At 67.7% G+C, this 22,598-nt stretch carries 14 protein-coding genes; 4 read left to right on the top strand and 10 right to left on the bottom strand.

The genetic code is table 11. The features are described from left to right. Positions 1-393: 393 nt before the first annotated feature. On the bottom strand, positions 394-4,215 hold the full coding sequence (locus BCF44_RS31740) for an FkbM family methyltransferase (RefSeq protein WP_147328706.1): 3,822 nt from the start codon (positions 4,213-4,215) through the stop codon (positions 394-396). Positions 4,216-4,740: 525 nt separating this feature from the next. After that, the gene (gene glnA, locus BCF44_RS31735) at positions 4,741-6,084 is read right to left on the bottom strand and encodes a type I glutamate--ammonia ligase (RefSeq protein WP_116178072.1); all 1,344 of its coding nucleotides are present in this window, start codon (positions 6,082-6,084) and stop codon (positions 4,741-4,743) included. 153 nt (positions 6,085-6,237) lie between these two features. Here glnA and BCF44_RS31730 point away from each other — a divergent pair, with 153 nt between their 5' ends. Both BCF44_RS31730 and BCF44_RS31725 read left to right on the top strand, forming a co-directional pair. Continuing rightward, the gene (locus BCF44_RS31730) at positions 6,238-7,509 is read left to right on the top strand and encodes an MFS transporter (protein ID WP_211353301.1); all 1,272 of its coding nucleotides are present in this window, start codon (positions 6,238-6,240) and stop codon (positions 7,507-7,509) included. 113 nt (positions 7,510-7,622) lie between these two features. After that, positions 7,623-8,630: a DUF222 domain-containing protein gene (locus BCF44_RS31725; RefSeq protein WP_116178071.1), complete on the top strand. Its 1,008-nt coding sequence runs from the start codon at positions 7,623-7,625 to the stop codon at positions 8,628-8,630. Positions 8,631-8,661: 31 nt separating this feature from the next. Here BCF44_RS31725 and BCF44_RS31720 read toward each other — a convergent pair whose 3' ends face one another. Continuing rightward, positions 8,662-10,188, bottom strand: a complete 1,527-nt coding sequence (locus tag BCF44_RS31720) for an alpha/beta hydrolase (RefSeq protein ID WP_246015791.1) — start codon at positions 10,186-10,188, stop codon at positions 8,662-8,664. A 203-nt stretch (positions 10,189-10,391) separates the two neighbouring features. On the opposite strand from BCF44_RS31720, the gene BCF44_RS31715 reads away from it, so the two are divergent. Then, on the top strand, positions 10,392-12,122 hold the full coding sequence (locus BCF44_RS31715) for an NAD+ synthase (RefSeq protein WP_116178070.1): 1,731 nt from the start codon (positions 10,392-10,394) through the stop codon (positions 12,120-12,122). A gap of 378 nt (positions 12,123-12,500) precedes the next feature. Beyond that, the gene (gene panB / locus BCF44_RS31710; RefSeq protein WP_116178069.1) at positions 12,501-13,361 is read left to right on the top strand and encodes a 3-methyl-2-oxobutanoate hydroxymethyltransferase; all 861 of its coding nucleotides are present in this window, start codon (positions 12,501-12,503) and stop codon (positions 13,359-13,361) included. 69 nt (positions 13,362-13,430) lie between these two features. On the opposite strand, the gene npdG is transcribed toward panB, so the two are convergent. From npdG to BCF44_RS31675, 7 genes are all read right to left on the bottom strand, one after another. Beyond that, positions 13,431-14,099 (bottom strand): NADPH-dependent F420 reductase, encoded by a 669-nt coding sequence (npdG, locus tag BCF44_RS31705; RefSeq protein WP_116178068.1) that lies wholly within the window; start codon positions 14,097-14,099, stop codon positions 13,431-13,433. Continuing rightward, entirely contained in the window at positions 14,092-15,513 is a 1,422-nt protein-coding gene (locus BCF44_RS31700; protein ID WP_116178123.1) for an RNB domain-containing ribonuclease, read from the bottom strand. The genes npdG and BCF44_RS31700 overlap by 8 nt, the downstream gene beginning before the upstream one ends. A gap of 85 nt (positions 15,514-15,598) precedes the next feature. Continuing rightward, on the bottom strand, positions 15,599-16,159 hold the full coding sequence (locus BCF44_RS31695) for a hypothetical protein (protein ID WP_246015789.1): 561 nt from the start codon (positions 16,157-16,159) through the stop codon (positions 15,599-15,601). 11 nt (positions 16,160-16,170) lie between these two features. Then, complete coding sequence (locus BCF44_RS31690) at positions 16,171-17,184, bottom strand: C40 family peptidase (protein ID WP_116178067.1); 1,014 nt, start codon at positions 17,182-17,184, stop codon at positions 16,171-16,173. Position 17,185: 1 nt separating this feature from the next. Beyond that, the gene (locus BCF44_RS31685; RefSeq protein ID WP_116178066.1) at positions 17,186-17,788 is read right to left on the bottom strand and encodes a hypothetical protein; all 603 of its coding nucleotides are present in this window, start codon (positions 17,786-17,788) and stop codon (positions 17,186-17,188) included. 3 nt (positions 17,789-17,791) lie between these two features. After that, positions 17,792-19,738 carry a hypothetical protein gene (locus tag BCF44_RS31680; protein ID WP_246015787.1) on the bottom strand — a complete coding sequence of 649 codons (1,947 nt, stop codon included), beginning with the start codon at positions 19,736-19,738 and terminating at the stop codon, positions 17,792-17,794. Then, positions 19,735-22,587: an ATP-binding protein gene (locus tag BCF44_RS31675; RefSeq protein WP_246015785.1), complete on the bottom strand. Its 2,853-nt coding sequence runs from the start codon at positions 22,585-22,587 to the stop codon at positions 19,735-19,737. The genes BCF44_RS31680 and BCF44_RS31675 overlap by 4 nt, the downstream gene beginning before the upstream one ends. Between the last annotated feature and the right edge of the window lie 11 nt (positions 22,588-22,598).

The raw sequence follows: 22,598 nt of genomic DNA, 5'->3' as shown, positions 1-22,598 counted from the left end.
GTTCAACCATCTCAAAGGAACCCACTAAGGGGTTATTCATTCAAGTACTGGCTATTACAGTACGCTGTTGAGTTCTCAAAGAACACACGCACACCATCTCGCACCGCTGTGAAGCGGGTTGATCCGAGGCTTTGGTGATTCAAAGCTTAGCCGGTCCGTTCTCACCAAGCAAATCGGCTCTGAGAGTCGAAATTCTGGGTTCCAGGCCCGGCGGTCGCACACTCTACCACGTTCACACGGGAGCTTGTTTCGCGACCTAGGACCTTGGTGTCTTCGCCCGTCCTCGCCGGCCCTTGCGGTCCGGGGCGAGTCCGTGTTGCGCTGACAGAGAGAAAGTTACTCAGGTCGATCACCGAAGTCAAATCGCCTGGTCAGCGCGGTTAACAGTGGGCGTCAGACGCCTTTGCCGCGCGGGCGCAGCCACAGCGTCGAGCTTCGGGAACCGCCGGAAGCCTCCAGCACTTCTTCCGGGCTGACGACGCGCTGCTGATCCATCGGCACCAGGTCGTAGCCCCAGGTGCGGAACTCCCGCAGCACCGTGATCGGGTCGTCGCCGAGGTCCGAGATCGCCGACGGCGAGAACGCGCACAACACGTGCGGCCGATCCCTGCGGAGCAGGCGAACCAAGCCGCCGAGTGCTCGGTGTTCACGCCCGGGCGCGTCGACCTTCACCACCGACAGACGCATACCGGACAGGCTCTGGGTGGCCTCCAACTCCTTGTCCAGACGCACTCCGCGAACGGATCCGCCCAGTTCAACGGGGTTGCTGTCATCCATCGGCTCGAGGACCGGGGCGCCAACGAACTGCGCCGATCCGGCGGGCACCTGGTTCTGCGCGGGTGCGGCGCCGGCGTGCACAGGTTGTCCCGGATTCGGGCGCACCGTGATGCCGCCGGTCAACGCCGGCTCGGCGAGCAGGTCCGCAGCCTGGTCCCAGGCGGCGCCCTCGACGACCACCAGTCTCTCCGCGATCTGCGGAGAGAGATTGACGGCGACGTTGTGCTCGAGCAGGCGTCGCACGGGTTCGCTCGGTTCTACGGCGACCACCGCGCCGCTGGTGCCGAGCATGCTGAGCACCCTGATCGTGTGATATCCGACATGGGCGCCGATGTCGACGAAGATGCCGTCCGGCTCGACCAGTGAGTCGATCAGCCTCGACAGCTCCGGCTCCCACACCCCGTTGCTCGACAGCAACGGCAGCATGAGCGCGTCCTCGGCCGGCAACCTGAGCACGCCGACGTCGCAGAGCACCAACGAGCTGGGCACTCCTTCGACAGCTCCGCCGTGCCGTTCGTGCTCGCGAACGACCACGCGCCGGAGCGCGTCGGACGTGCGCAGGGCCTGATCCGCCGAGCGGAGTCCGGACTCGAGGCGGCCGTCCCGCTCGCGCAGGTTCTCCGCGACCTTCGACTCCAAGGCGTCGATGCGGTCGAGCGTCTTGTCGAGCATCAACGTCAGGCGGTCGAGCCGGTCCGCGAGCGTGTCCAACTGCTTCGTCCGCTTGCCCGCCTCGGCCACCAATGCGTCTTCCAACTCGCGCAGACGTCGACCCTGACCTGCGAGGTCGGCGCTGACGCGCACCACACCGTCATCGGTGCTGACGAGCTGGTCGCCCAACTGGGAGTGCCGGTCGATAAGCCGCTCGAAGTCCGCGCGGAGACCCTCCAACTCGACTAGACCGCCGACTTCGCGGATCTCCTCCTGCCGGCGCAGTAGCTCACCGGCAGTCCGCTCCATGCCGTCGAGGACGGTGCCGAGCACGTCGCGAAGGTGGTTGTCGTAGTGGTTGAGGACACGAAGCACGCCTTTGCGCAGCGCCGGCGCCATCGGCATCCGGCTGGCCACGTCGACGTCGGGCTGACGGAGGAGCGCGTGCTTTGCGGAGTGCAGCGGGCCGAGCGGATCCGTGTCGTTGCCACCACGAGACGCCGAACGTCGCGCCCGCCAGGTGCGATACGCGTGCTCTACACGTTCCTTGAGCTGGTCGGCAACCTTCGGCAGGGAGTACGCGCGGAGCAGATGCCAACGGCCCGTTCGCGACAGGCGGTCTGCGGCCTCGGGATCGTCGGCTACCTCCCGGAGCAGCTTGGAGGCCACTTCGATGTCCGGCTCGGTGCCGCCGTGGTGGCACGGCACGAGCACGGCGGTGTCGTCGTCGAAGAGCTCGGTCACGACGCCGTGCGCACTGGCGATCACCGGGACTCCGCGTGCCGCGGCCTCGGTGAGCCCCCAGGCGAGCAGGTCGGATCCGCCACCTCGATGCAACGACAGCATCCAGTCAGCGGCGTCGAGCAGGAACGGCAGGCTGATCGGGTCCTCGACGAGACGAATCCGAGGATCCGTCGCGGTAGCGAGGCGAAGACGTTCGGCGGACTCCGGGTGGTCGGCCGAGCCGGATACGGCGAGCACGAGGAGGACGTCCGGCCGGTCCGGGAAGGCAGCGAGGAACGCCGACACTGCACCAAGTGCGTTGCCCACACGCTCGGCGGCGTGATCGACGACTGTGGCGAAGACGACCTCGTCACCGATGTTGTGCGCGGACCTCGACGCCGCACGCGCCGCTTCCTCGCGCACCGGCCGGTCCAGGACAGGCAGGGTGATTGTCCTCACCGGCACCGCCACCGACTGCTCCAGGACGGAACGGCTCGCCTCGGAAGTCACCCAGACCTCGTTCACGTCCGCGAGCGCACCCGGATCGCCGGAACCGGTCCGGACCGCGACGACGTACCGGTCAGTGGGAGCCGAGACCTCGTCGTCACAGAGAAGAACGACCGGGTAGCCGGGCTCGGTAGCCGCGGGGAGGCCAGATGCGCGGGCGGAGGCGGCGATGAGATCTGCGACCCAGCCGCTACCCAGCACGGAGACGCCGAGCTGCTCCAACAACGTCGTTTCGGCGCCTGGTCGCTTCGGCACCGCGTCCAGGTGAAGTCGACCGCTCGCAACGCCTGGCCCGGCGCACCACTCGCGGAACGCCTGACTGTCGGCGCCGAACGGCTCGGCGAACTGGCCCTGGAGCCCGGGGTCGTCGCGCCATACCGCCAAAGCCCATCGGCTCGAGCCCGGCAGGCCCTCCACGGGCTCTGCCGCCCACTCGAGGAAGTCCGGCTCCGCCGTCCCGAACGCCGGCGCAGGTGGGCGTTCGCCGGCGCGGTCAGCGGCGAGCAGTGCTCGGCGGTACTCAACGCGCAGCCCATTCGGGATGATCGTGCCGTCGACGAGCTGCCCGAACCCATATTCAGCGCGGTCCTGGCCGAGTCCGTGGCGGACGAGTTCGTTCCGATAGGTCGTGCAGAGTTCAGCCAGCTGAGGGTGCTCGGAGAGCAACACCCGAGGCCGAGCATCGACGTCTGCGGACAGGAGCCAGGGGCGTTGCGGGTCGAACCCGGCGAAGTGCACCGTTCGCACGGGGTGACCGTCGAGCTGGAGTTTCCCGGAGTCGGCCATGGTCAGCTGCCGTTGGCCCGCGCTCCACACCGACAGGCCGATGCCCGGGTCGCGGAGCACCTCGTGGTCGACGAGGGCAGGCGCGCTGTCGAGGAAGGTCGCCGAACTTTCCGGCGCCTGGCGGACGGCGTCGAACCACGCGTGGAGGAATGCTTCGGCACCTGGGGCGATGCCGACAAACCCGGAGTCGTAGACGCCGGCGGCGGCCAGCTCCTCGGGAGTCGGGCGCATGCCGTCATCGGACAGCGGTCGGAGCACCCGCGGCACGAGCAGCAGCGGCTTGCGCGCGAGCACGGACGTCACCTGATCGGCGATCGACTCGATGACGTGCACCGACGGGTCGAGGTAGAGGACGGGACCGCGGTCTGCCAGGAGGCGTTCGAGGAGCCTTGGCCGCAGGACAGCGCAGAGCTGCTCGGCGGTGCAGGCGGTGGCCAACTCGGCGAGTTCACGATCACCGATGCCGATGTCGGCCGGGGCGAGGACGCCCTGGCCCGTTGTTGCCGGGTCCGCGTCGACCACCAGGGCGACGAAGCGGCCGTTGTTGTGCACGGTCAGGAAGGACGCGCCCAGCGTCCGAACCGCCGGAAGCTGCGCTTTCGTCGCCACTGTGCAGGCACTGAGCACGGACTGATCGGCGGTCGGGAGTGCGATCGACGGCGGCACATCCGGCCCGCTCGAACCGGCGGGGCCGATGCCGACCTTGATCACAGGCGTGATCGGCTCGTCGGGCTCGTCGGCGTGTGGGCCTGTGGCAGGGACGTCAGTCACGGGGCACAACCTAGCCCGATCCCGCGTCGGGTCGAAGTAATGCCGGCCGTTGGTCGCCGCTGAGGTTCACGAGCTCGACAACGGTCGCCGCTACGGCGGCGGGCTGAGTGCCCTACTGGCCTGGCCGAACACCGGAGCGTAGATCAACATCATGGCATCGGCTCACCGCTGGGCGATGAACGACACGCCGATCGGCGGCCAACCGCGAAAGGTGGGATGCGTGAGTGACGGGTGTCGACGAGCGCACTCCCCCACGCCGGCGACCGCCGTGTCGGAGAGGGCGTCGCTCCGGCGTGCTTGCTTGGTCGGTTGGTCGCCGACGTCCACGGCTTCGCAGTTCGACCGGACTGACGGGCTGGCATCACCCGCCCGTAGCGGCGCTCCGACTTCGTGCTGCTGTCTTTCGACCACGATGCCGTCGAGCGGCCCTCAGATTCGCCCTTGTCGTCCTTCGACGACCCCAGTAGCGCCCTAGTCGTGTGGGCGGTCGGCGAGCGCCCCGTCGTCGCCGTCAGTCCGTCCCGGTCACAAGATCGGCAGGAAGGTGCTCAGCTCGAAGGGGGTCACTCGACTGCGGTACGCGTCCCATTCCGCCCGCTTGTTGCGCAGGAAGAACTCGTAGACGTGCTCCCCAAGCGTCTCCGCGAGCAACTCGGAGTGCTCCATCTCCCTCAGCGCCTCGCCGAGGTTCTGCGGAAGGCTCGCGTAGCCGGCCGCCCGTCGCTCGGATTCGGTGAGCGACCAGACGTCATCCTCGGCGGCAGGCGGCAGTTCGTAGCCCTCCTGCACACCCTTCAGCCCAGCCGCGATGATCACCGCATAGGCCAGATAGGGGTTGCACGCGGAGTCGAGGCTGCGGACCTCGACCCGTCGAGACGACGCCTTTCCAGGGGAGTACATCGGCACCCTGACCAGCGCCGATCGGTTCGCGTGCCCCCAGCAGACGGCGGTCGGGGCCTCGCCACCGACGATGAGCCGCTTGTACGAGTTGACGAACTGGTTCGTCACGCCGGTGATCTCCCGGGCGTGCTTGAGCAGGCCCGCGACGAACGCCTTGCCGGTTCCGGACAGCTCGTAGGGGTCCTCGGCGTCGTAGAACGCGTTTCCGTCACCCTCGAAGAGGCTGACGTGGGTGTGCATGCCGGAACCCGGCTGGTTGGTGAAGGGCTTCGGCATGAAGGAGGCGCGCACACCCTGCGTGATCGCCACCTCCTTGACGACGTAGCGGAACGTCATGACGTTGTCGGCCATGGTCAGCGCGTCGGCGTAGCGCAGGTCGATCTCCTGCTGACCCGGCGCGCCCTCGTGGTGGCTGAACTCCACCGAGATGCCCATCGCCTCGAGCGCCTCGATCGCATGCCGGCGGAAGTGCGGCGCGGTGTCGTGGCTGGCCTGGTCGAAGAAGCCGCCGTTGTCAGCGGGCACCGGCTCGCGGCCGTCGCTGCTGAGCTCGCGAAGCAGGAAGAACTCGATCTCGGGATGGACGTAGCAGGTGAAGCCGGCCTCGCTGGCTCGCGAGAGCGTCCGCCTCAGGACGTGGCGCGGGTCCGCCCACGAAGGCGAGCCGTCAGGCATGGCGATGTCGCAGAACATGCGCGCCGAGTAGTGGCCGCCCTCGGCGGACTCCCACGGCAGGACCTGGAACGTCGACGGGTCGGGCTTCGCGACCATGTCGGACTCGTAGACCCGGGCAAAACCCTCGATCGCGGAGCCGTCGAACCCGATGCCTTCGGAGAAGGCACCCTCCAGCTCCGCGGGCGCAACCGCCACCGACTTCAGATACCCGAGCACGTCGGTGAACCACAACCGGACAAACCGGATGTCGCGTTCCTCCAACGTGCGCAGCACGAACTCCTGCTGGCGGTCCATGAGCGCAGCGTAGGCAGCCCTCGTTAACGGCATGTTTCGGGGTCCTGAGGCGAGCCGGTGACCTGGAGTGAGGTTGCCCGCGACGAGCACAGCGAGTACGACGTACCAACGCCGTCAGTCACGGATCAGATCGTCTGACCAGGAGGGGCAGGCATGACCAGCAGTGCCACCGCACCCCGGCAACGTCTCACTCCCGACCAGCGCAACTCGTTCACCGCGGCCCTGCTCGGCTGGTCGATGGACGCCTTCGACTACTTCCTCGTCGTGCTGGTCTACGCCGACATCGGCAAAGAATTCGGGGTATCGCTCACCCAGATGGCGTTCCTGACGACCGTCACGCTCCTCATGCGACCGGTCGGCGCCTTCCTCTTCGGGCTCTGGGCGGACCGCGTCGGACGGCGCATCCCGCTGATGACCGACGTCATCTTCTACTCGATCGTCGGGTTCCTCTGCGCCTTCGCTCCCAACTACACAGTGCTCCTGATCCTGCGCCTGCTGTACGGCATCGGCATGGGCGGCGAGTGGGGACTCGGAGCGGCACTCGCCATGGAGAAACTGCCCGCCAACCGGCGGGGGTTCTTCTCCGGCGTGCTCCAGCAGGGCTACTCGATGGGGTACCTGCTGGCTTCACTCGCGTACCTGATCCTCCACAGCGAACTTGGGCTGTCGTGGCGGTGGTTGTTCGGACTCAGCGTCATACCTGCCCTCATCAGCCTGCTGATCAGGGCCCGGGTCAAGGAGTCGGAGGTCTGGGAGACGACGCAGCAGAAGCTGCGAGCCCATAACACGTCGCTACGCACGGTCATCTTCACCGGGCCGGTGCTCCGTAGGTTCGTATACCTGGTGCTGCTCATGACCGCCTTCAACTGGATGAGCCACGGCACCCAGGACGTGTACCCGACCTTCCTCAAGGCGACCGAGAGCGGTGGCGCCGGCCTGTCCGCGGCGACCGCGAGCTGGATCGCGATCATCTACAACATCGGCGCCATGATCGGCGGCACCGTCTTCGGGACACTCTCCGAGCGCTTCGGCCGGCGGTACACGATCGTGTTCTGCTCACTGATCGGGTTGCCGATCATTCCGCTGTTCGCGTTCTCCAAGACTGCGGCTCTGTTGTGTCTCGGCTCCTTCCTCATGCAGGTGGCGGTCCAGGGGGCGTGGGGAGTCATCCCGGCGCACCTCACCGAGATGTCGCCCGACGCCATCCGTGGTTTCTATCCCGGCGTGACGTACCAGCTGGGCAATTGCCTCGCCGCATTCAACCTCCCGATCCAGCAGTCGCTCGCGGCGACCCACGGGTATCCGTTCGCGTTGACCATCACCGTCGCACCGGTACTTGCGATCCTGGCTGTGCTGACCTGGGTCGGCAAGGAGGCCAAGGGCATCCAGTTCGGAGCGACAGTCCAAGCGACACCATCTGCATAGCACATCCAGCTGACAACGTGCTGATCAGCGGTCCACCAGATCGCTGATCAGCACGCGTTGTCAGGGATACGGCCTAGCCTCATGTGCAGTCGAGCGAAAGAAGAGGACTGCACATGAAAGTACTGGACCATCTGGTAGAAGCCGTCGACGCCATCCTCGCGACACCCAGCACTGACAAGACGAAGCGCGAGATCGCCGAGACCCTGCGCGTGGTTGCCAGCCAGATCAGCCGACTGCAGGCGGTGATCGGCGAGCACACCCTGACGATGGAACGAACCGGGGCACATCTGGACGCCGGCCACCGCACTCCTGCCGAGTTCCTCAAGCGAGAGTGCCACTACTCAGGCGCGCAGGCACGGTCGGTTCTGCGCTCGGGCACCGTTCTCGCCGAGTCGCTGCCCCACACGACTGAGGCGCTGAAGGCAGGCGCCATTACCTGGCCACATGCCACCGCCCTCGTTCGCGGCGTCAAGGCTCTGGGATCAGAAGACGTTACAGCACACGAGGAAGCATGGATCAGCAAGATCGCTGTCCAAAGTGGTCCGGAACGATTGCAACGCGTCGTTCGCGCACGCGTCCATGAGATGGCGCCACCGCCGCAGCACCAGGATGACCTCGATCAGGACCAGTCCACGGGCCTCGCACTACGCAAGATCACCGGACGAGGCTACGAGATCACTGGCCTCCTCCCATTGGCCGACGGAGCTGTCGTCGAGGAGGCAGTCTCGAGACTTCGCTCAATCGGGAACGGACACGAAGACGTCGATCCGATTGCGACCATTGCGACCTGGTGGCTCAAGGACAACGCCGCACGCCAAGGTCAGGTGCGCACACGCGAGGGCGAGGAAACCAGGACCGGCCTTTTCGGTCGGACACGCCTTGATCTGGCTTCCCTGAACGAGTCTCCGACCGTCAAGCGCTCGCCGGACATGGATCCCGTCCCGCTGTCCGTTGCCTCTGCCAAGCCTCGGACCGTCGCCAGGCTCGACAACGAGCTCGTGCACGTCGCCCTTCAAGGGAACGACAGCTGCGCGCAGCCTGGATGTTCGGCGACCCCGCACTGGTGCGACTTCCACGGCGCCATGGACCAGCTGGGACGCGGACTCCTCGCTGCGGCCTGATGTCGGCGTACGAAAGGCAGATACCTCCGGCTCAGGAGGAGCACCGCGGATCTGCTGCTGGCAGCTTCAAGTTGACCAGGTAGTTCACACCGACGTGGTCCACGCAGTCGCTTCCCTGAAGGAACGCCGTGTGCTGAGTGCTCTGATAGGTCAGGAGGAATCCGCCAAGTGCGCCGGCCAGGTTGACGCCCGCCTGGTACGGAGTCGCTGGGTCGTTCGTCGTGGAGATCACGAGCGTGGGAGGCAAGCCGCTGACCTTTGGCAGATGCGGCTGGCTGGTGCTCGGCACCGGCCAGTAGGAGCACGAGTCGCCCGGCGAGGAGGTCGGAAGCGGCTGCCCGTTGTCGAGGAAGGGGGCGGCTTCGGTCGATCGGCGTTCAGCGTCGAGCTCAGCAGCTTGATCCTTGGACTGGGGATTGTCCACGCACTGGATCGCCGTGAAGGCATCCTGTTCGTTCGAGTACTTCCCGTCGGTGTCGCGGCCGTCGTACAAGTCGGCCATGGTCATCAACGTGGTACCCAGACCACGCTTGAGCTGCACCAGACCACTGTTCAACGTCTCCCACAGCTGCTGCGTGTACAACGCCTGAACGGTCGCAGTCGTGGCGTCACCGAAGGTGAGTTTGCGTCCGTCTCCGGTGTCCACCGGATTCTTGATCAACGGGATCACGAGGTCGTGGTATGCCTGCACAGCCTTGCTGGCGTCTCGACCAAGTGCGCAATCCTGGCGTTGGGCGCACCAAGTGGCGAACTGGTCGAATGCCTTCTGGAAGCCAGCCGATTGGGCGACCTGCTCGTCGGCCGGGCTCTGGTTCGGATCGACCGCTCCGTCCAGCACCAGCGCACGCACATTGGCTGGGAACTGTTCGGCGTAGGTGGTCCCGAGGAACGTTCCGTATGAGTAGCCAAGGTAGGTGACTTTCTTGTCGCCTAGGGCGGACCGCATCACGTCGAGGTCCTTGGCGACGTCACGAGTGCCGATGTTCGCCAGCAAGTCAGAGCCGCTCCGCTGCGCGCACTTCGAGGCATAGTCACGAAATTGTGCGGCTTCCTTGGCAACGCCAGCGGCGGAGGTGTCCTCGATGTCGTCGGCCCGCTGCTTGTCCCGCTCTGCGTCCGTCAGGCAGTGCACCGCGGGTTCGCTGGAGCCGATGCCTCGCGGATCGAAGCCGACCAGGTCGAACCTCTTACCAAGATCGTTTCCGGCAACAGCCGAAGCAAGCGATGCCGCGGCGTCAACTCCGGAAGCACCCGGGCCCCCCGGGTTCACGAACAGGGTGCCGACGCGCTGGCCGGAGTCGGTGGCCTTGCGGCGGAGCAAGCCGAGGGTGGTCGTCTTGCCGTCGGGCTTCGAGTAGTCCATCGGCACCGTCAGCCTGGCGCACTTGAGGTCAGGGCTCGACGCAAAAATCTTCCGGTCCGAGTCCGACGTGGCGTAGGTGTCGCATGCGCCCCAGCCGAGCTGCTGCCCGTAGAAGCGTTCGAGTCCCGCAGGCACGGTGCCAGCCGGCCCGGGTCGTTCGAACGTGACGCCCGCTTCCGCCTGGCCACCGAACACGGCGGTGCAGCCTGTGGCCGCCAAGACGGTTACAGCTAGTAGCACGGCGTACGGCAGGGTGTGAGAGTGACGGAGGCGCACATGACGATCGTGCCATCTACTGACTCCGAACGAGGGAAATGCCAGCTGCGGGGGCGACCCGCGGGTGATCCTTACGCCACACAATTCGCCCGATTGTCGGGGTTGTGGGGGAGGATGAACTCATGCCGCAATTGCGCATCGCTCTCGCCCAGGTCAACCCGCGGGTTGGCGACCTTGGCGGTAATGCCGACCTCGTCGTCGAGTGGGCTCGCAAGGCTGCCGAGTCCGGCGCTCAGGTAGTGGCCTTCCCCGAGATGGTGCTGACAGGCTATCCCGTCGAGGACCTTGCGCTGCGTGCCTCCTTCGCCCGTGCGTCCCGAACCGCAGTTGACGAGCTCGCCGAGCGCCTGGCTGACATCGGCTGCGGCGACCTGCTGGCTGTCGTCGGCTATCTCGATCGTGACGACGCTGGTGTACGGAACGCGGCCGCGGTGATTCACCAGGGCAAGGTGGTGGCTCGGTACGCCAAGCACCACCTGCCCAACTACGGCGTGTTCGACGAGTACCGCTACTTCGTTCCCGGCAGCAAGCTGCCGATCCTGCGATGGCACGGCACAGACATCGGCGTTGTCATCTGCGAGGACATCTGGCAGGACGGAGGGCCGATCGCCGCCCTCGGCAAGGCCGGTGTCGACTTGGTGCTCTGCATCAACGGCTCGCCGTACGAGCGGAACAAGGACGACGTCCGAGCCGACCTGGTCGCGAGGCGGGCGGCCGAAGCGGGCGCGCCGATCGCGTACGTCAACATGGTCGGCGGCCAGGACGAGTTGGTGTTCGACGGCGACTCGCTGGTCATCGACGCCAATGGGAAGTTGCTGGCGCGGGCACCTCAGTTCGTCGAGGAACTCCTCGTTCTCGACCTTGAGCTCGACGCGGGCGGGAACACCTCGGTCGAACCAGCCGACGGTTTCGAGGTGACCCGGCTGACGCTGGATGGCGTGGAGCTGCCGACGTACGAGCCGCTTCCGGCCCCCGAACCAGCAGCTCCGTTGTCTGACTGCGCGGAGGTATGGGGAGCGCTGGTCACGGGTCTGCGCGACTACGTCCACAAGAACGGGTTCCGCTCGGTAGTCCTTGGTCTCTCCGGCGGGATCGACTCGGCGGTCGTCGCCTCGCTTGCGGTCGACGCACTGGGCGCCGACGCCGTGTACGGAGTCTCGATGCCGTCGTCGTATTCGTCCGACCATTCCAAGTCGGATGCGGCATTGACGGCGGAGCTCACCGGCCTGCACTACGACACGCAGCCGATCGAGCACATGGTGCGCACCTTCGTCGACCAGCTCGAACTCACCGGGTTGGCAGAAGAGAACATCCAGGCACGGTGCCGTGGCATGACGCTGATGGCACTGTCCAACGCGCATGGGCACCTGGTGCTCGCCACAGGCAACAAGACCGAACTGGCCGTCGGCTACTCGACGATCTACGGCGACGCAGTCGGCGGGTTCGCGCCGATCAAGGACGTGCCGAAAACGTTGGTGTGGGAACTGGCACGGTGGCGGAACTCCGAGGCCGAGCAGCGGGGAGAGGCACCTCCGATCCCGGAGAACTCGATCACTAAACCGCCGTCGGCCGAACTGCGGCCTGGTCAGGTCGACGCCGACTCGCTGCCTGACTACGAACTGCTGGACCGGGTGCTCGACCAGTACGTCGAGGGCGATCACGGGTACGCGGACCTGTTGGCCGATGGCTTCGATCCGGAGCTGATCGAACGGGTGCTTCTGCTGGTCGACCGGGCCGAGTACAAGCGGCGGCAGTACCCGCCGGGCACGAAGATCAGCTTCAAGGCGTTCGGCCGCGATCGACGGCTGCCGATCACCAACGCCTGGCGTGAGCACGCGGCGGCACTGGTCTGAGTTGGGAGACCACTCAGCCCGAACGGGTGGTGGCTGTCACGTGACCGTGCGGGCCCGTCACCAGCCGTTCGGGTGTGTGCTGTTAGTGGCGTAAGACGGGGCATCCACAGTCGGCCGAGTAGGTGGTGTCGCCGACAAGAGGTCGCCATGGCCAACCAGGTCGGCCTTCGGGCCCTGGTGAAGGCACAGTCCGCTGTGGAGTCGTGTCCACATTGATCTTGCCGGCTTGCCACGGTCGCGACACTGGCAGTTCAGGGGTGTGAAGCTGCTCGCAAGTGTGTGCCGACCAGGGGAAACGGTGTCACCCTAGCTCCGTAACCATCCACATGACCCAGGGACCCGCTCGTCGCGGGCCTTGAGGGAAGGACGGTCGGGACAATGACGTCTGCCGAAGTCGCGGCGCCATACGGCAACGGTGCAGGCGGTTCAGCCGCACCGCCGGCGCGTCGGGTTCGCATTCATCATCTTCAGGAGCTCAAGGACCGCGGCGAGCCGTGGCCGATGCTCACTGCCTACGACATGTACACGGCGGAGCTCTTCGACGAAGCCGGCATCCCGGTGCTGCTGGTCGGCGATTCCGCCGCGAACAACGTCTACGGGTACGACACCTCGCTGCCGGTCACCGTGGACGAGCTGCTGTTCCTCACCAGGGGCGTGACGAGGGCGGTGAAGCGCGCCCTCGTGGTCGCCGACCTTCCGTTCGGCTCCTATCAGGTATCGCCGGAGCAGGCGGTCGCCACTGCGGTCCGGTTCATGAAGGAGGGCCGCGCACACGCCGTCAAGCTGGAGGGCGGCCGACGGTTCGCGCCGCACGTCGAGGCGATCGTGGCGGCCGGCATCCCGGTGATTGGGCACATCGGGTTCACCCCGCAGAGCGAGCACCAGCTCGGCGGCTACCGCGTCCAGGGGCGCGACGACAAGGCCGACGCCGTCCTCGCCGATGCGGTGGCTCTGGAGGAGGCCGGCGCGTTCGCCGTCGTTCTCGAGATGGTGACGGCTGAGGTGGCCAAGCGGGTGACCCACGAGCTGCGGATTCCCACCGTGGGCATCGGCGCGGGCCCGGACTGCGACGCCCAGGTCCTGGTGTGGCAGGACATGGCCGGTCTTCGTCGCGGCAAGGCGCCGCGCTTCGTGAAGAAGTACGCGGACGTCGCCTCCGTGCTGGGCAACGCGGCGAGCGAGTTCGCCTCAGAAGTCCGGAACCGGGCGTTCCCCGGTCCGGAACACTCGTTCCACTGAGGCCAGGACACCAGCGAGGGGTGAACCGGATCGCGACCGGTCCACCCCTCGCCGTTTGTTGCCAGCCGCTCAGATGTCGGTGACTCGGAGGCCGGCGTGGGCCTTGTACCGACGGTTGATCGCAATGAGGTTGGCGGTCAGCGCCTCGACCTGACCCGCGTTGCGGAGTCGGCCGCCGTAAACGCCGCGCATGCCGGGGACAGTGTCGGCGAGAGCGCGGACCAGGTCGGTGGCCTCGCGGTCGTCACCGAGCACCAGGACGTCGGTGTCGACGGCCTCGACCTCGGGATCCACCAGGTGAACCGCCGAGACGTGGTGGAAGGCAGCGGTCACGCGAGAGTCCGGCAGCAGGGACTCGGCCTGCTGCGCGGCGCTGCCCTCGTCGACCTTCAGCGCGAACGGGCCCTGCTTGTCGAAGCCGAGCGGGTTCACACAGTCGATCACGATCTTGCCGGCGAGGGCCTCGCGAAGAGACTCGAGCAAGGCGCCGTGACCATCCCAGGGCACCGCCACGAGAACAACATCGGCCTGGCTGGCGCACTCGAGGTTGTCGGCTCCGGCGACGTGGCCGACGCCAGCGGCCTCTCGCAGCTCGGCGGCCGTGGCCTCCGCCCGGTCGGCGCTGCGCGAACCGATGACGACCTTCAGGCCGGCCTTGGCCCACCGAAACGCCAGCCCCTTGCCCTGGGGGCCGGTGCCACCGAGAACTCCGACCGTCAGGTCACCGATTTCAGTCACGATCTTCCTCTCCGAAATGCCTCGCGAAGGACACCTTGCGACGCGTGGTGTCCGCCTCGACGAGCCGAACCCTGATCTGCTCGCCTTCGGGTAGCTCAGCGCCGCTGCACTTGGCCATCACCGGCGGCTCGGCGACGAACACCTCACCACTGTTCGACTCGGACCGCAGCACCACGGCGTCGAAGACGTCACCGACGCGGCCGGCGAGCACCCATGCTTCGACCTGGTCGAGGCAAGCACGTTCCACCTTCGCCGCCAATGCGTCTGAGACGGACATCAAGTGCGGCAGTTCCGGCAGCGCGGCGCGTACCCAGGCCGGGACGTCCGCGCCGGCCGTGGTGGCGAGACAACATTCGGTGGCGAACCGGTCGACGAGTCGCCGCAGCGGGGCGGTGACGTGGGCGTACGGGGCGCCGACGCCGGCGTGTGAAGTCACGGCGGGCTCGGTGCCGTCGAAGGCGGTGTAGCCGGCGCCTCTGAGGAGGCGCGTGGCAGCGACGTACATCGCGAGTGACTCGGGACGATTCGGGTCGAGGCCCGCGAGCAGTCGTGCTGGGCTCTCCCCTACCGGCCACTCGACACGTGAGGCAGTCGCCGCGCGGTGCAGGCTGTTGACTGCGTCCGCGTCGGCCGACGGCAGCGTCCGGAGCACACCAACGCGAGCATCGATCATGATTTGCGCGGCACACATGCCGGTGAGCAGGGAGATCTCGGCGTTCCACGCCTCGATGTCAGACCTGAGCCTTACCCTGAGGGTCCATTCGCCGTCGCCTGCCGGGCTGACCTGCTGCTCGGGAAGCTGCAACTCGACGGCACCACGTTCGGCGGCCATGGCACGCCGCAACCGACCGACCTCGGGGAGGAGGACGACGGAGGGGTGGGGCGTCCCTGCCTCTAGAGACGCCTGCACGGACTCGTAGTCGAGCCGAGCGATGGATCGGACCAGGGCCCGTTGAACCACGGCGCGCTCGGGGTTGCCGTCCTGATCGAGGTCGATGGTCCAGAGCACCGACGGACGGACCTGGTCAGGCAGCAGACTCGCCGCCCCCTCGGACAGCACGGGCGGGTGCAGGGGAAGCGTCCCGTCCGGGAGGTAGAGCGTCTGGCCTCGCCGCTTCACCTCCTGATCCAACGCACCATCGGGCCGTACGAATCCCCCCAGGTCGGCGATGGCGTAGTACACGCGGTAGCCACGCCGCCTGCGCTCGATCAGCACGGCCTGGTCGAGATCCTTGGAGCCGGGCGGATCGATCGTGACCAGCGGTAATGGCGTGGCGTCGAGGCGGGGGCCACCCCGGACCTCGTCCAGGGCCTGTTCGGCTTCGACCAATGCTGCTGCCGGGAAGTCCTCACGCAGCGCGAACTCGCTCCGGATCGGCGCGAAGTCCCGCCCGGCGCCGCTGGTCGTGAACATCCTGGACACCACACTGGAACCTTAGACAACGAAATACAGGTTCGTCGTTCTCATAACGGCGCGTCCACGGATCACGCCGACGCGATCACCAGGACTGCTGGTCGCGCTGTCCGGGGTAGTGGTACTGGTTCTGCGGGCCGAAGCCGCCGGATGGCGTTGGCGGCCCCGGTTGAGTCGGGAATCCGCTGGGCGGCGTGGGCTGCTGCGACAACGCCGCCGGCTCGACACGGCCCTGACGGTTGTTCGGGATCGGATCGAGCACCGAGACCAGGGCGGTCGTCTGCTCCGGGTTCTCGACCTGGGTCCCGTTGCGGCTGCGGTAGACGATCTCGCCGTCGGAGTCGATCTCCATGAGGAAGCCGGCCTCAGCCAGCTGCTCCTCGTCGAGGTCGACGAGCCTCTCGTAGCGGGACGGCACCACCCGGTAGACGGGCCACTGAAGGTGGCCGTACGCCTGATGGAACTCGGCGAGCAGGGTCGCGAACTGCTGCTGCCACGGCAGCGGCATGGACTCGGCCAGAGAACGCGGCAGCACGGCGTAGCCGGCGTCGACGCCCTGGTTCGTCGAGTTCAGGTAGTCGCGCAACGGCGTGCTCGACGCCGGCCGGCCGGACGGACGCGGAATGGGTTCGGGCGTGAATTTCATGGCGCCTCCTGCTACACGCCCGGCCTGACGGCCTGGGGAACGACCTCTGCCTCGGTGAAGCTGAACGGCCTGATGTGAATCGGGATGCCGAAGTCCTGCGCCTCGATGATCTTGTGGTCGCCGAGGTACATGGCCACGTGGTGGATCGTCGCCGGGTTGCTCTTGTCCGTGGCGAGGAAGACCAGGTCGCCGGGCTGCGCTTGTTCGACCGGCAGCATCGAGCCGGCGTGGTACTGGTCCGCGGCGACGCGCGGCAACTGGATCCCCGCCGCGAGATACGCCTGCTGCACCAGGCCGGAGCAGTCATAGCCATCCGGCCCGTTGCCGCCCCAGATGTACGGCTTGCCGAGCTGCTGCTCGGCGTACGCGATGGCCTTCGCCGCGGCCTGGTTGGCGGGCAGGATCGCGCTGACGAGCTGCGTGCCGCAGCCGCTCGGATCGGCGATGTCGCCGACGCTCTTGATCAAGTCCGCCGCCATCGCCTCCCACTTGTCGTACGCGTCGGGGAAGGCGGAGCGTTCGACGGTCTGGGCGGCGTCGCCGGGCCGCATCTGCTGCCAGTTGGGGATCTTGGTCAGCACGTCGTAGAACTTGTTGATCTCGTAGACCGGGTCGAGCAGCTGGGCCTCGGTGCCCCAGCCCATGGTGAACCGCATCTGGAAGATGCCGCGGGAGTCCGGCCCGGCGGCGTCGCCGTGCGTGACGTTGGTGAGGCTGGATTCCTGCATGCCGGCCTGGATGGCGACCTGCCATGCCAGCGGCGGGAGCTGGCGGTCCTTGCCGATCTGGATGATCTGTGCCGCGATGGCGCGCTGATCCGGATTCAGCCGCTGCACCTGACCCGCCCCGGCTGCGGCGTCACCCATGGCGTCCGCCCACGGTCCGATCGCGGCGTTGCAGTTGGCCATCCGGAACCGGCTGAGTTGCTGTGCCTGGTTGGTGACGACGGACGACACCGTCACGGTGACCAGGACCGCGGTGAACACCAGGCCCACCGCAACCGCGACGATGATCCAGATCCGCATGTCAGCCGGCCTTGTCGAACTTGGAGACCCGCCATCCCTCGTTCGGGGTGGTGATCACCGTGACCTGGATGGTGCCGCCGTCCGTCGGGACGTCGGTGACCACCGAGCTGGTGGTCGAGTCGACGGACACGGCGGAGCCGGTGACCTTGGTGGCGGGCACGTTTGCCGGGTCCACCGTGGCCATCTGCGGCAGGAACTCATCGGTCGTGTACGGCTTGAGCTGCGCCAGCCACTGCGCGTTGGTGATGCCGGCCGGGTGCGTCGCCCACGCCTTCACCCAGTTCACCGCCACGTCGAGGGCGTGCGGATCCGGCGGCGCGGGAGTCGGGCTGAGCAACGGCGTGGTGAGCCGAGTCTGCGGCGTCGTTGTCGTGTCGCCGGTCGACGTCCCCGAGGTGCTGGTCGAGCCCGCCGTGGTGGACGTCGTGTCACCCGCCGGCTGCGCGGAGCCGGTCGAGTTGGTCCGAGGGATGACCATGGCCACGATGATGCCGAGCGCGATGATGATGATCACGAACGTGATCAGGTGCCGGGGCGAACGCAGCGGCCAGCCCCACAGCCTGCGATACACCGCGGACCGGCCACGGTTGGTGCGAATCGGCATCGGTTACCCCCTCTCGCCCCAGCCGTGCGACGGACCGTCGGGCTCGGCCACCTCGAGCCCTCGCGACGGGCGATAGATCATGTGCACCGGACGTCCGGCGATGACTTCGACCTCGGCCCGCCTCGGCTCGGCCTGCGGCCGCTGACCGCTGATGACCTGAGACGGCACGATCACGGCGTCCTCACCGCGCCGTTCCCAGCTCCGGTCCACCACCGGCGGCGTGTCGACGGTTCGTGACGAGCCAGCCGCGAGGGCCATCGGCCCCGTGATTCCGCCGCCACCAGCCGGCAACGCGGTCGCTCCGCCCGAGCCGGCCTGTAGCGCCCGCGTGTTGCCCGCGGTGAGCTCGGTGCCGTTGACATCGAGACGCTGCGCGGTGGCGAGCACAGGATTCGCCGCCTCGGGTCGGTACCGACGCCCGCCCCGCTGCGCGGCAGCGATCTCCGGCGGCAGGTGCTCGCCGTCACGGACGTGCTCCCAGAAGGCATCCTGCGCCGAGGTGTCCCCCGCCCGGCGTCCACGCATTCGGGCCCACAACCCGCCACCGGCGCCGACCAAATTGGATCCCATCGCGCCGACCGACAGCTGCACCATCTGGAGCATCCGCCGCCCCGGCTTGCCGATCATGAAGAACGCCAGCGTGACCAGGCCGGCGAGCAGGATCTGCGCCAGCAGCGGCAGCCCGTGCGCCGGGTCGAAGATCCACACCAGTACCAGCGTGTCCAGCCCGGCGAGTGCGGAGATGACCACGACGTTCAGCAGCGCGGCGCCGGCGGCGCGGCCGATCTTGCGCAACAGGTCGGGGAAGACGATGGAAGCAAGACCGATGAGCGGGCCAGCCAGGACGACCATTCTCAGCAACACCTGCGCGAGCAGGATAGCCGCCTTCGCCAACAATTGAAAAAGCGTGAAGGCGAGGGCCTGGAATAGCGACAGGAAACCGTCGCCGATCCGACTTCCGTCGGTGCCGTCGAAGTAACCTGTGACGTTGCCGAGCTTGCTACGAATATCGACGAACTGCTGTTTCTTGGCCGTCGTGTTGTTCGGGTCCGAGTCCTTGTTGGCCTTCACCTCGGCGATGCTGAACGCCTGCGCCGCGACCAGGTCGTTGCCGAACTGCTTGGCCTGCGGCGCGTCCGGGTCGCCGAACTCGCCGCGCAGCCAGTTCCGGTAGACAACGTTCGCGTGCAGCATCGTCGGCAGGGAGTTCGCGCTGCTCCCCAGGCCAACCTCGCTGAGGAAGCCGGCCTGGATCTCGGAGGTGCCGAAGATGAGAACCTTGTCGAGGACCTCGGTGTACACCAGCGGCGTCAGGTACGCCGCGGACGCAAGCCAGAGGCCGGCAAGCGCCCACGTCGTCCGCTTGCCGATGGCCGCGAGGTCACCCTTCCAGATCTGCCGGAAAAGGAGAATCGCAAGCCCGAGTGCGGCCAGCGCGAGCAGCGGCGCGAATACACCGTTGTACAGAGCCTTCGTGCCATTGGCCACGATATCGTCGAGCGGACCGGTCAGCAGATTGCCGGTGATGACGTAGTGCAGACCATTGGTGGCGCCGACCATCACCTTGGCGACATTGAAAAGTTGATTTCCGAACCACGTGTCGATCTGGGAGTTGGAGCTCGTGATCGCGCTGATCGAACCGCAGTTGGGGTCGTACGTGTGCCACGTGAGTCCGGCGTATCGGTAATCGAAATAGACCGAACCTGGATCGCCGTGCAGGGCGAGCTGCTGAGAAGGGTCCAATGCTCCGACGAACCCCAGGTCGGGCCGCTCGGGGTTCGGGGCGCAGTCGGTCGGCGCGGCCATGGCGGGCGAACCGATGAGGGCCTGCATCGCCAGCAGCGCCGCCACCACGACGACCGCCCGACCCCGCGGTCTGGCACGGCGGAGCAGCCGCCACGCCAATACCGCGAGCGTGGCGGCGGAGAGGACGACCAGCAGGGCGGTCATTCCTGCTGGCTCCTCTGGTGCGGCGGCACCTTGACGAGGGCCTCCCGGCCGGACCGGTCCTGAGGCACGTCGGCCTCGTCGATGAGCCCGACCTCGAGCTCGGCGGCGAGGTCGTCGTCGTACGAGTCGTAGCCGTTGTCGATGGCCTCGGGCGGCATGCCGCTCTCCAACCCCTCGGGCGAGGGAACTGCAGGCAGTTCGGCAGGGGTGCGGGAGGTCTCGCGCTGGGCGTCAGGGGTGGTGTCCATGGCGACACGGAGCCGGTCGAGGTGCGGCCCGGAGAAGTCGATCCGGATCCGCTCCACGCCGCCGGCGCCGTCGCCGAAGATGAACTGCCGGGGGGCGGTGTCGCGTTCGGTGCCGGTTCGATGCGCGCCGGGCCGCCGCCCGAGGCTGGCGATGACCTGCTCGTAGCCGGCGCCGACGGGCACCTTGAGCAGGCGCAGCGCGTCGGCCTGGGCCTCGTCGTCGTCGAGCCGGCCGACGAAGACGGAGTCGAGCAGCGCGACGAAGCCCTGGATCTTGAGGAAGTCGGCCGGGATCTGGCTGGACAGCATGACCCGGACATTCCACTTCCGGGAGTCACGGGCGAACCGGTTCATCAGCACGCGCCCGGTCGGCACCTCGGACAGGAAGAACGCCTCGTCGATCCAGACGCCCTTGCGCAGGTCCTTGGGCCGCTCGTACACGGACCGCTGGGTGAGCCACGCGGCGAGGTTGAGCATCTCGACGCCCAGGGCCTCGGCGTCGGTCCAGTGCTCGCGGCCGACGCCGTCCTTGGGCAGGGTCAACCCGGCCATGGTGAGCACGGTGAACCGGTCGTCGCGGACCTCGGAGTACGGGTCGGCACCGGCCTCGGGGATGAGCAGCGACATGCGCTCACGCATCTCGTCGAGGAAGTCGGCGACAACGACCGCGTGCTCGTGATGCTCGCTGGCATCTCGCCGCAGCGCGTCGAACACGAGGCCGGGGTGCGCGTCGGGGCGCCCTCCGACCATCCGCACGGCCCGCAGTAGCACGATCCGCGTCTGGGGCAGCCGGGCGATCTCGTACGGCAGGAGCCCGGACAGCACGTCCAGCACGAGACGACGTCGCGTGGCCGCGGCGAGCGCCTTCTCCCGACGCCAGGCGCGCTCGGGGTCTTCCTCGTCCAGGAAGTGCTCGAGCAGCGGCTCGGCGACCACCCGGTACGGGTTGAGGATGCCGGGCTGCGCGTTGAGCAGGTTGATCGGACGTGCGTACGGCTTCAGCTCGGGCAGCTCACACAGCGCCGCCAGCGGCCCGGACGGGTCGAGCACCGTCCAGTACGCCCCGGAGCGCAGCGTCTTGTAGACGATGCCGCCACCGAGGAACGACTTGCCGCCACCGAGGCCGGCGACCATCGCGGTCAGGCCGGATCCGTCGCGGACCTCCTGCGCCATCCACGGGTCCCACGCCACCGGGCGCCGAGTCGTGGTGCAGGTCTCGCCGAGCAGGATGCCGCGCCGGTCGCCGACCTCGGCGGTCGCGGTCGGCACGGCAGAGGCCGCCCACACCACGGAGCCACGCCGCAGGTACGCGGCGGAGGCGAGCGGCTCACCGGGGATGAACTCCCGGGCCATCGCGTACTGGGCCTCGGGGTGTTCGATGGCGACCTTCGGCTTGTACAGCTCGAGCAGGTTCTGCGCGAGCCGGAGGGCGTCGCGCTGGCTGGAGCCCGAGACGGCCAGCCGCCACCACGACCGCACCCGGGTGCCCAGCGCGGTGAAGCCGGAGGTCATCTCGTCGTCGATCTCGAGCACCCGCCCGGCCTGCCGCACTAGCGACTGCGGCGGCTCCAGGTCGTGCTCGTCGGTGTAGTGCCGGACCTGCGACCGGACCTTGTTCATCTGACGCTGCAACTCGCCGCCGACCTCCTCGGGCCGGCGGACGTAGATGCGCGCCGACCACTCGACGGACGCGGGGAGACGGTCGGCCCGTTGCACCCACGGGTCGTCGATCTCGGGGATCTGCAGACCGTGCATGGGCCCGACGGTGAGCACACAGACGTGCCGCCCGACGCCGGCGTTGGACCCGGTTCGGCCACGCACGGTGACGGTCGGCGAGTACGGCTCCTGGTAGAAGTCGGCCGCGTCGGTGAAGCTGGCCAGGTCCTCCGGCTCCCAGGTGTCGTTGGGCACGGCCGGCATGTTGCGCGGCGCGGGCAGGCCCAGCGAGCACGACCGGTGCATCAGCCAGGACATCTCGTTCGCGCTGACCGGGCGGCCCTCCAGCCCGGCGGAGCCGATGACCTGGTCGAGGTATTCGACCTCGCTGTCCAGGGCGACCAGCTCGGCGTCGACGGCCTCCGGGAAGACGCGGCGCAGCACGGGTGCGGCGCGCTCGACTGCCCGGTCGACGACGTTGCGGGTCTGCACCTGAACGCCCAGGTAGACCTCCTTCTCGGCCATGGACCGGCCCATCAGCTGCTGCTGCTCGCCGATCATGTAGTCGTCGAAGGAGAGCCCGCCGGGGGTGTCGGGCAGGCGGCTCACGGCGTTGTGCACGTGCGCCTCGGCCCACATCCGGATCGGGTACGGCCGGGTGGTCACGCGTAGGTGCATCCAGCGGCCCTGGAGCTCGGCGTACTGGCCGGCGATGGCGGCGATCAGGTCCTGGCGCTGCGAGTCGGACCGGAACGACCAGCGCTGCGGCGCGAGCCGGTACCAGGCGTAGACGTCCTGGCCGGTGCGCACGAGGTGGCCGTCGATGCTGCGGACCGCGATGCTCGGTGTGTAGCTCGGAATGGATTGCTCGCCGGGAAGCCGCCGTCCTCGTGTGCTGTACGCCCGCCTGTCGACCGGTAGCTCGGCTGCCGCATGTTGCGCCACGTGCCGCACCG

This window comes from Kutzneria buriramensis (genome assembly GCF_003387475.1).
GTDB lineage: Bacteria > Actinomycetota > Actinomycetes > Mycobacteriales > Pseudonocardiaceae > Kutzneria > Kutzneria buriramensis.
This window is presented reverse-complemented; position numbering and strand designations above follow the sequence as displayed.

Bases quoted from the DNA above. Each gene is read 5' to 3' on its own strand.
- glnA (WP_116178072.1), bottom strand. From the start codon at position 6,084: ATGGACCGCCAGCAGGAGTTCGTGCTGCGCACGTTGGAGGAACGCGAC.
- BCF44_RS31730 (WP_211353301.1), top strand. From the start codon at position 6,238: ATGACCAGCAGTGCCACCGCACCCCGGCAACGTCTCACTCCCGACCAG.
- BCF44_RS31725 (WP_116178071.1), top strand. From the start codon at position 7,623: ATGAAAGTACTGGACCATCTGGTAGAAGCCGTCGACGCCATCCTCGCG.
- BCF44_RS31715 (WP_116178070.1), top strand. From the start codon at position 10,392: ATGCCGCAATTGCGCATCGCTCTCGCCCAGGTCAACCCGCGGGTTGGC.
- panB (WP_116178069.1), top strand. From the start codon at position 12,501: ATGACGTCTGCCGAAGTCGCGGCGCCATACGGCAACGGTGCAGGCGGT.
- BCF44_RS31700 (WP_116178123.1), bottom strand. From the start codon at position 15,513: ATGTTCACGACCAGCGGCGCCGGGCGGGACTTCGCGCCGATCCGGAGC.
- BCF44_RS31695 (WP_246015789.1), bottom strand. From the start codon at position 16,159: ATGAAATTCACGCCCGAACCCATTCCGCGTCCGTCCGGCCGGCCGGCG.
- BCF44_RS31690 (WP_116178067.1), bottom strand. From the start codon at position 17,184: ATGCGGATCTGGATCATCGTCGCGGTTGCGGTGGGCCTGGTGTTCACC.
- BCF44_RS31685 (WP_116178066.1), bottom strand. From the start codon at position 17,788: ATGCCGATTCGCACCAACCGTGGCCGGTCCGCGGTGTATCGCAGGCTG.
- BCF44_RS31680 (WP_246015787.1), bottom strand. From the start codon at position 19,738: ATGACCGCCCTGCTGGTCGTCCTCTCCGCCGCCACGCTCGCGGTATTG.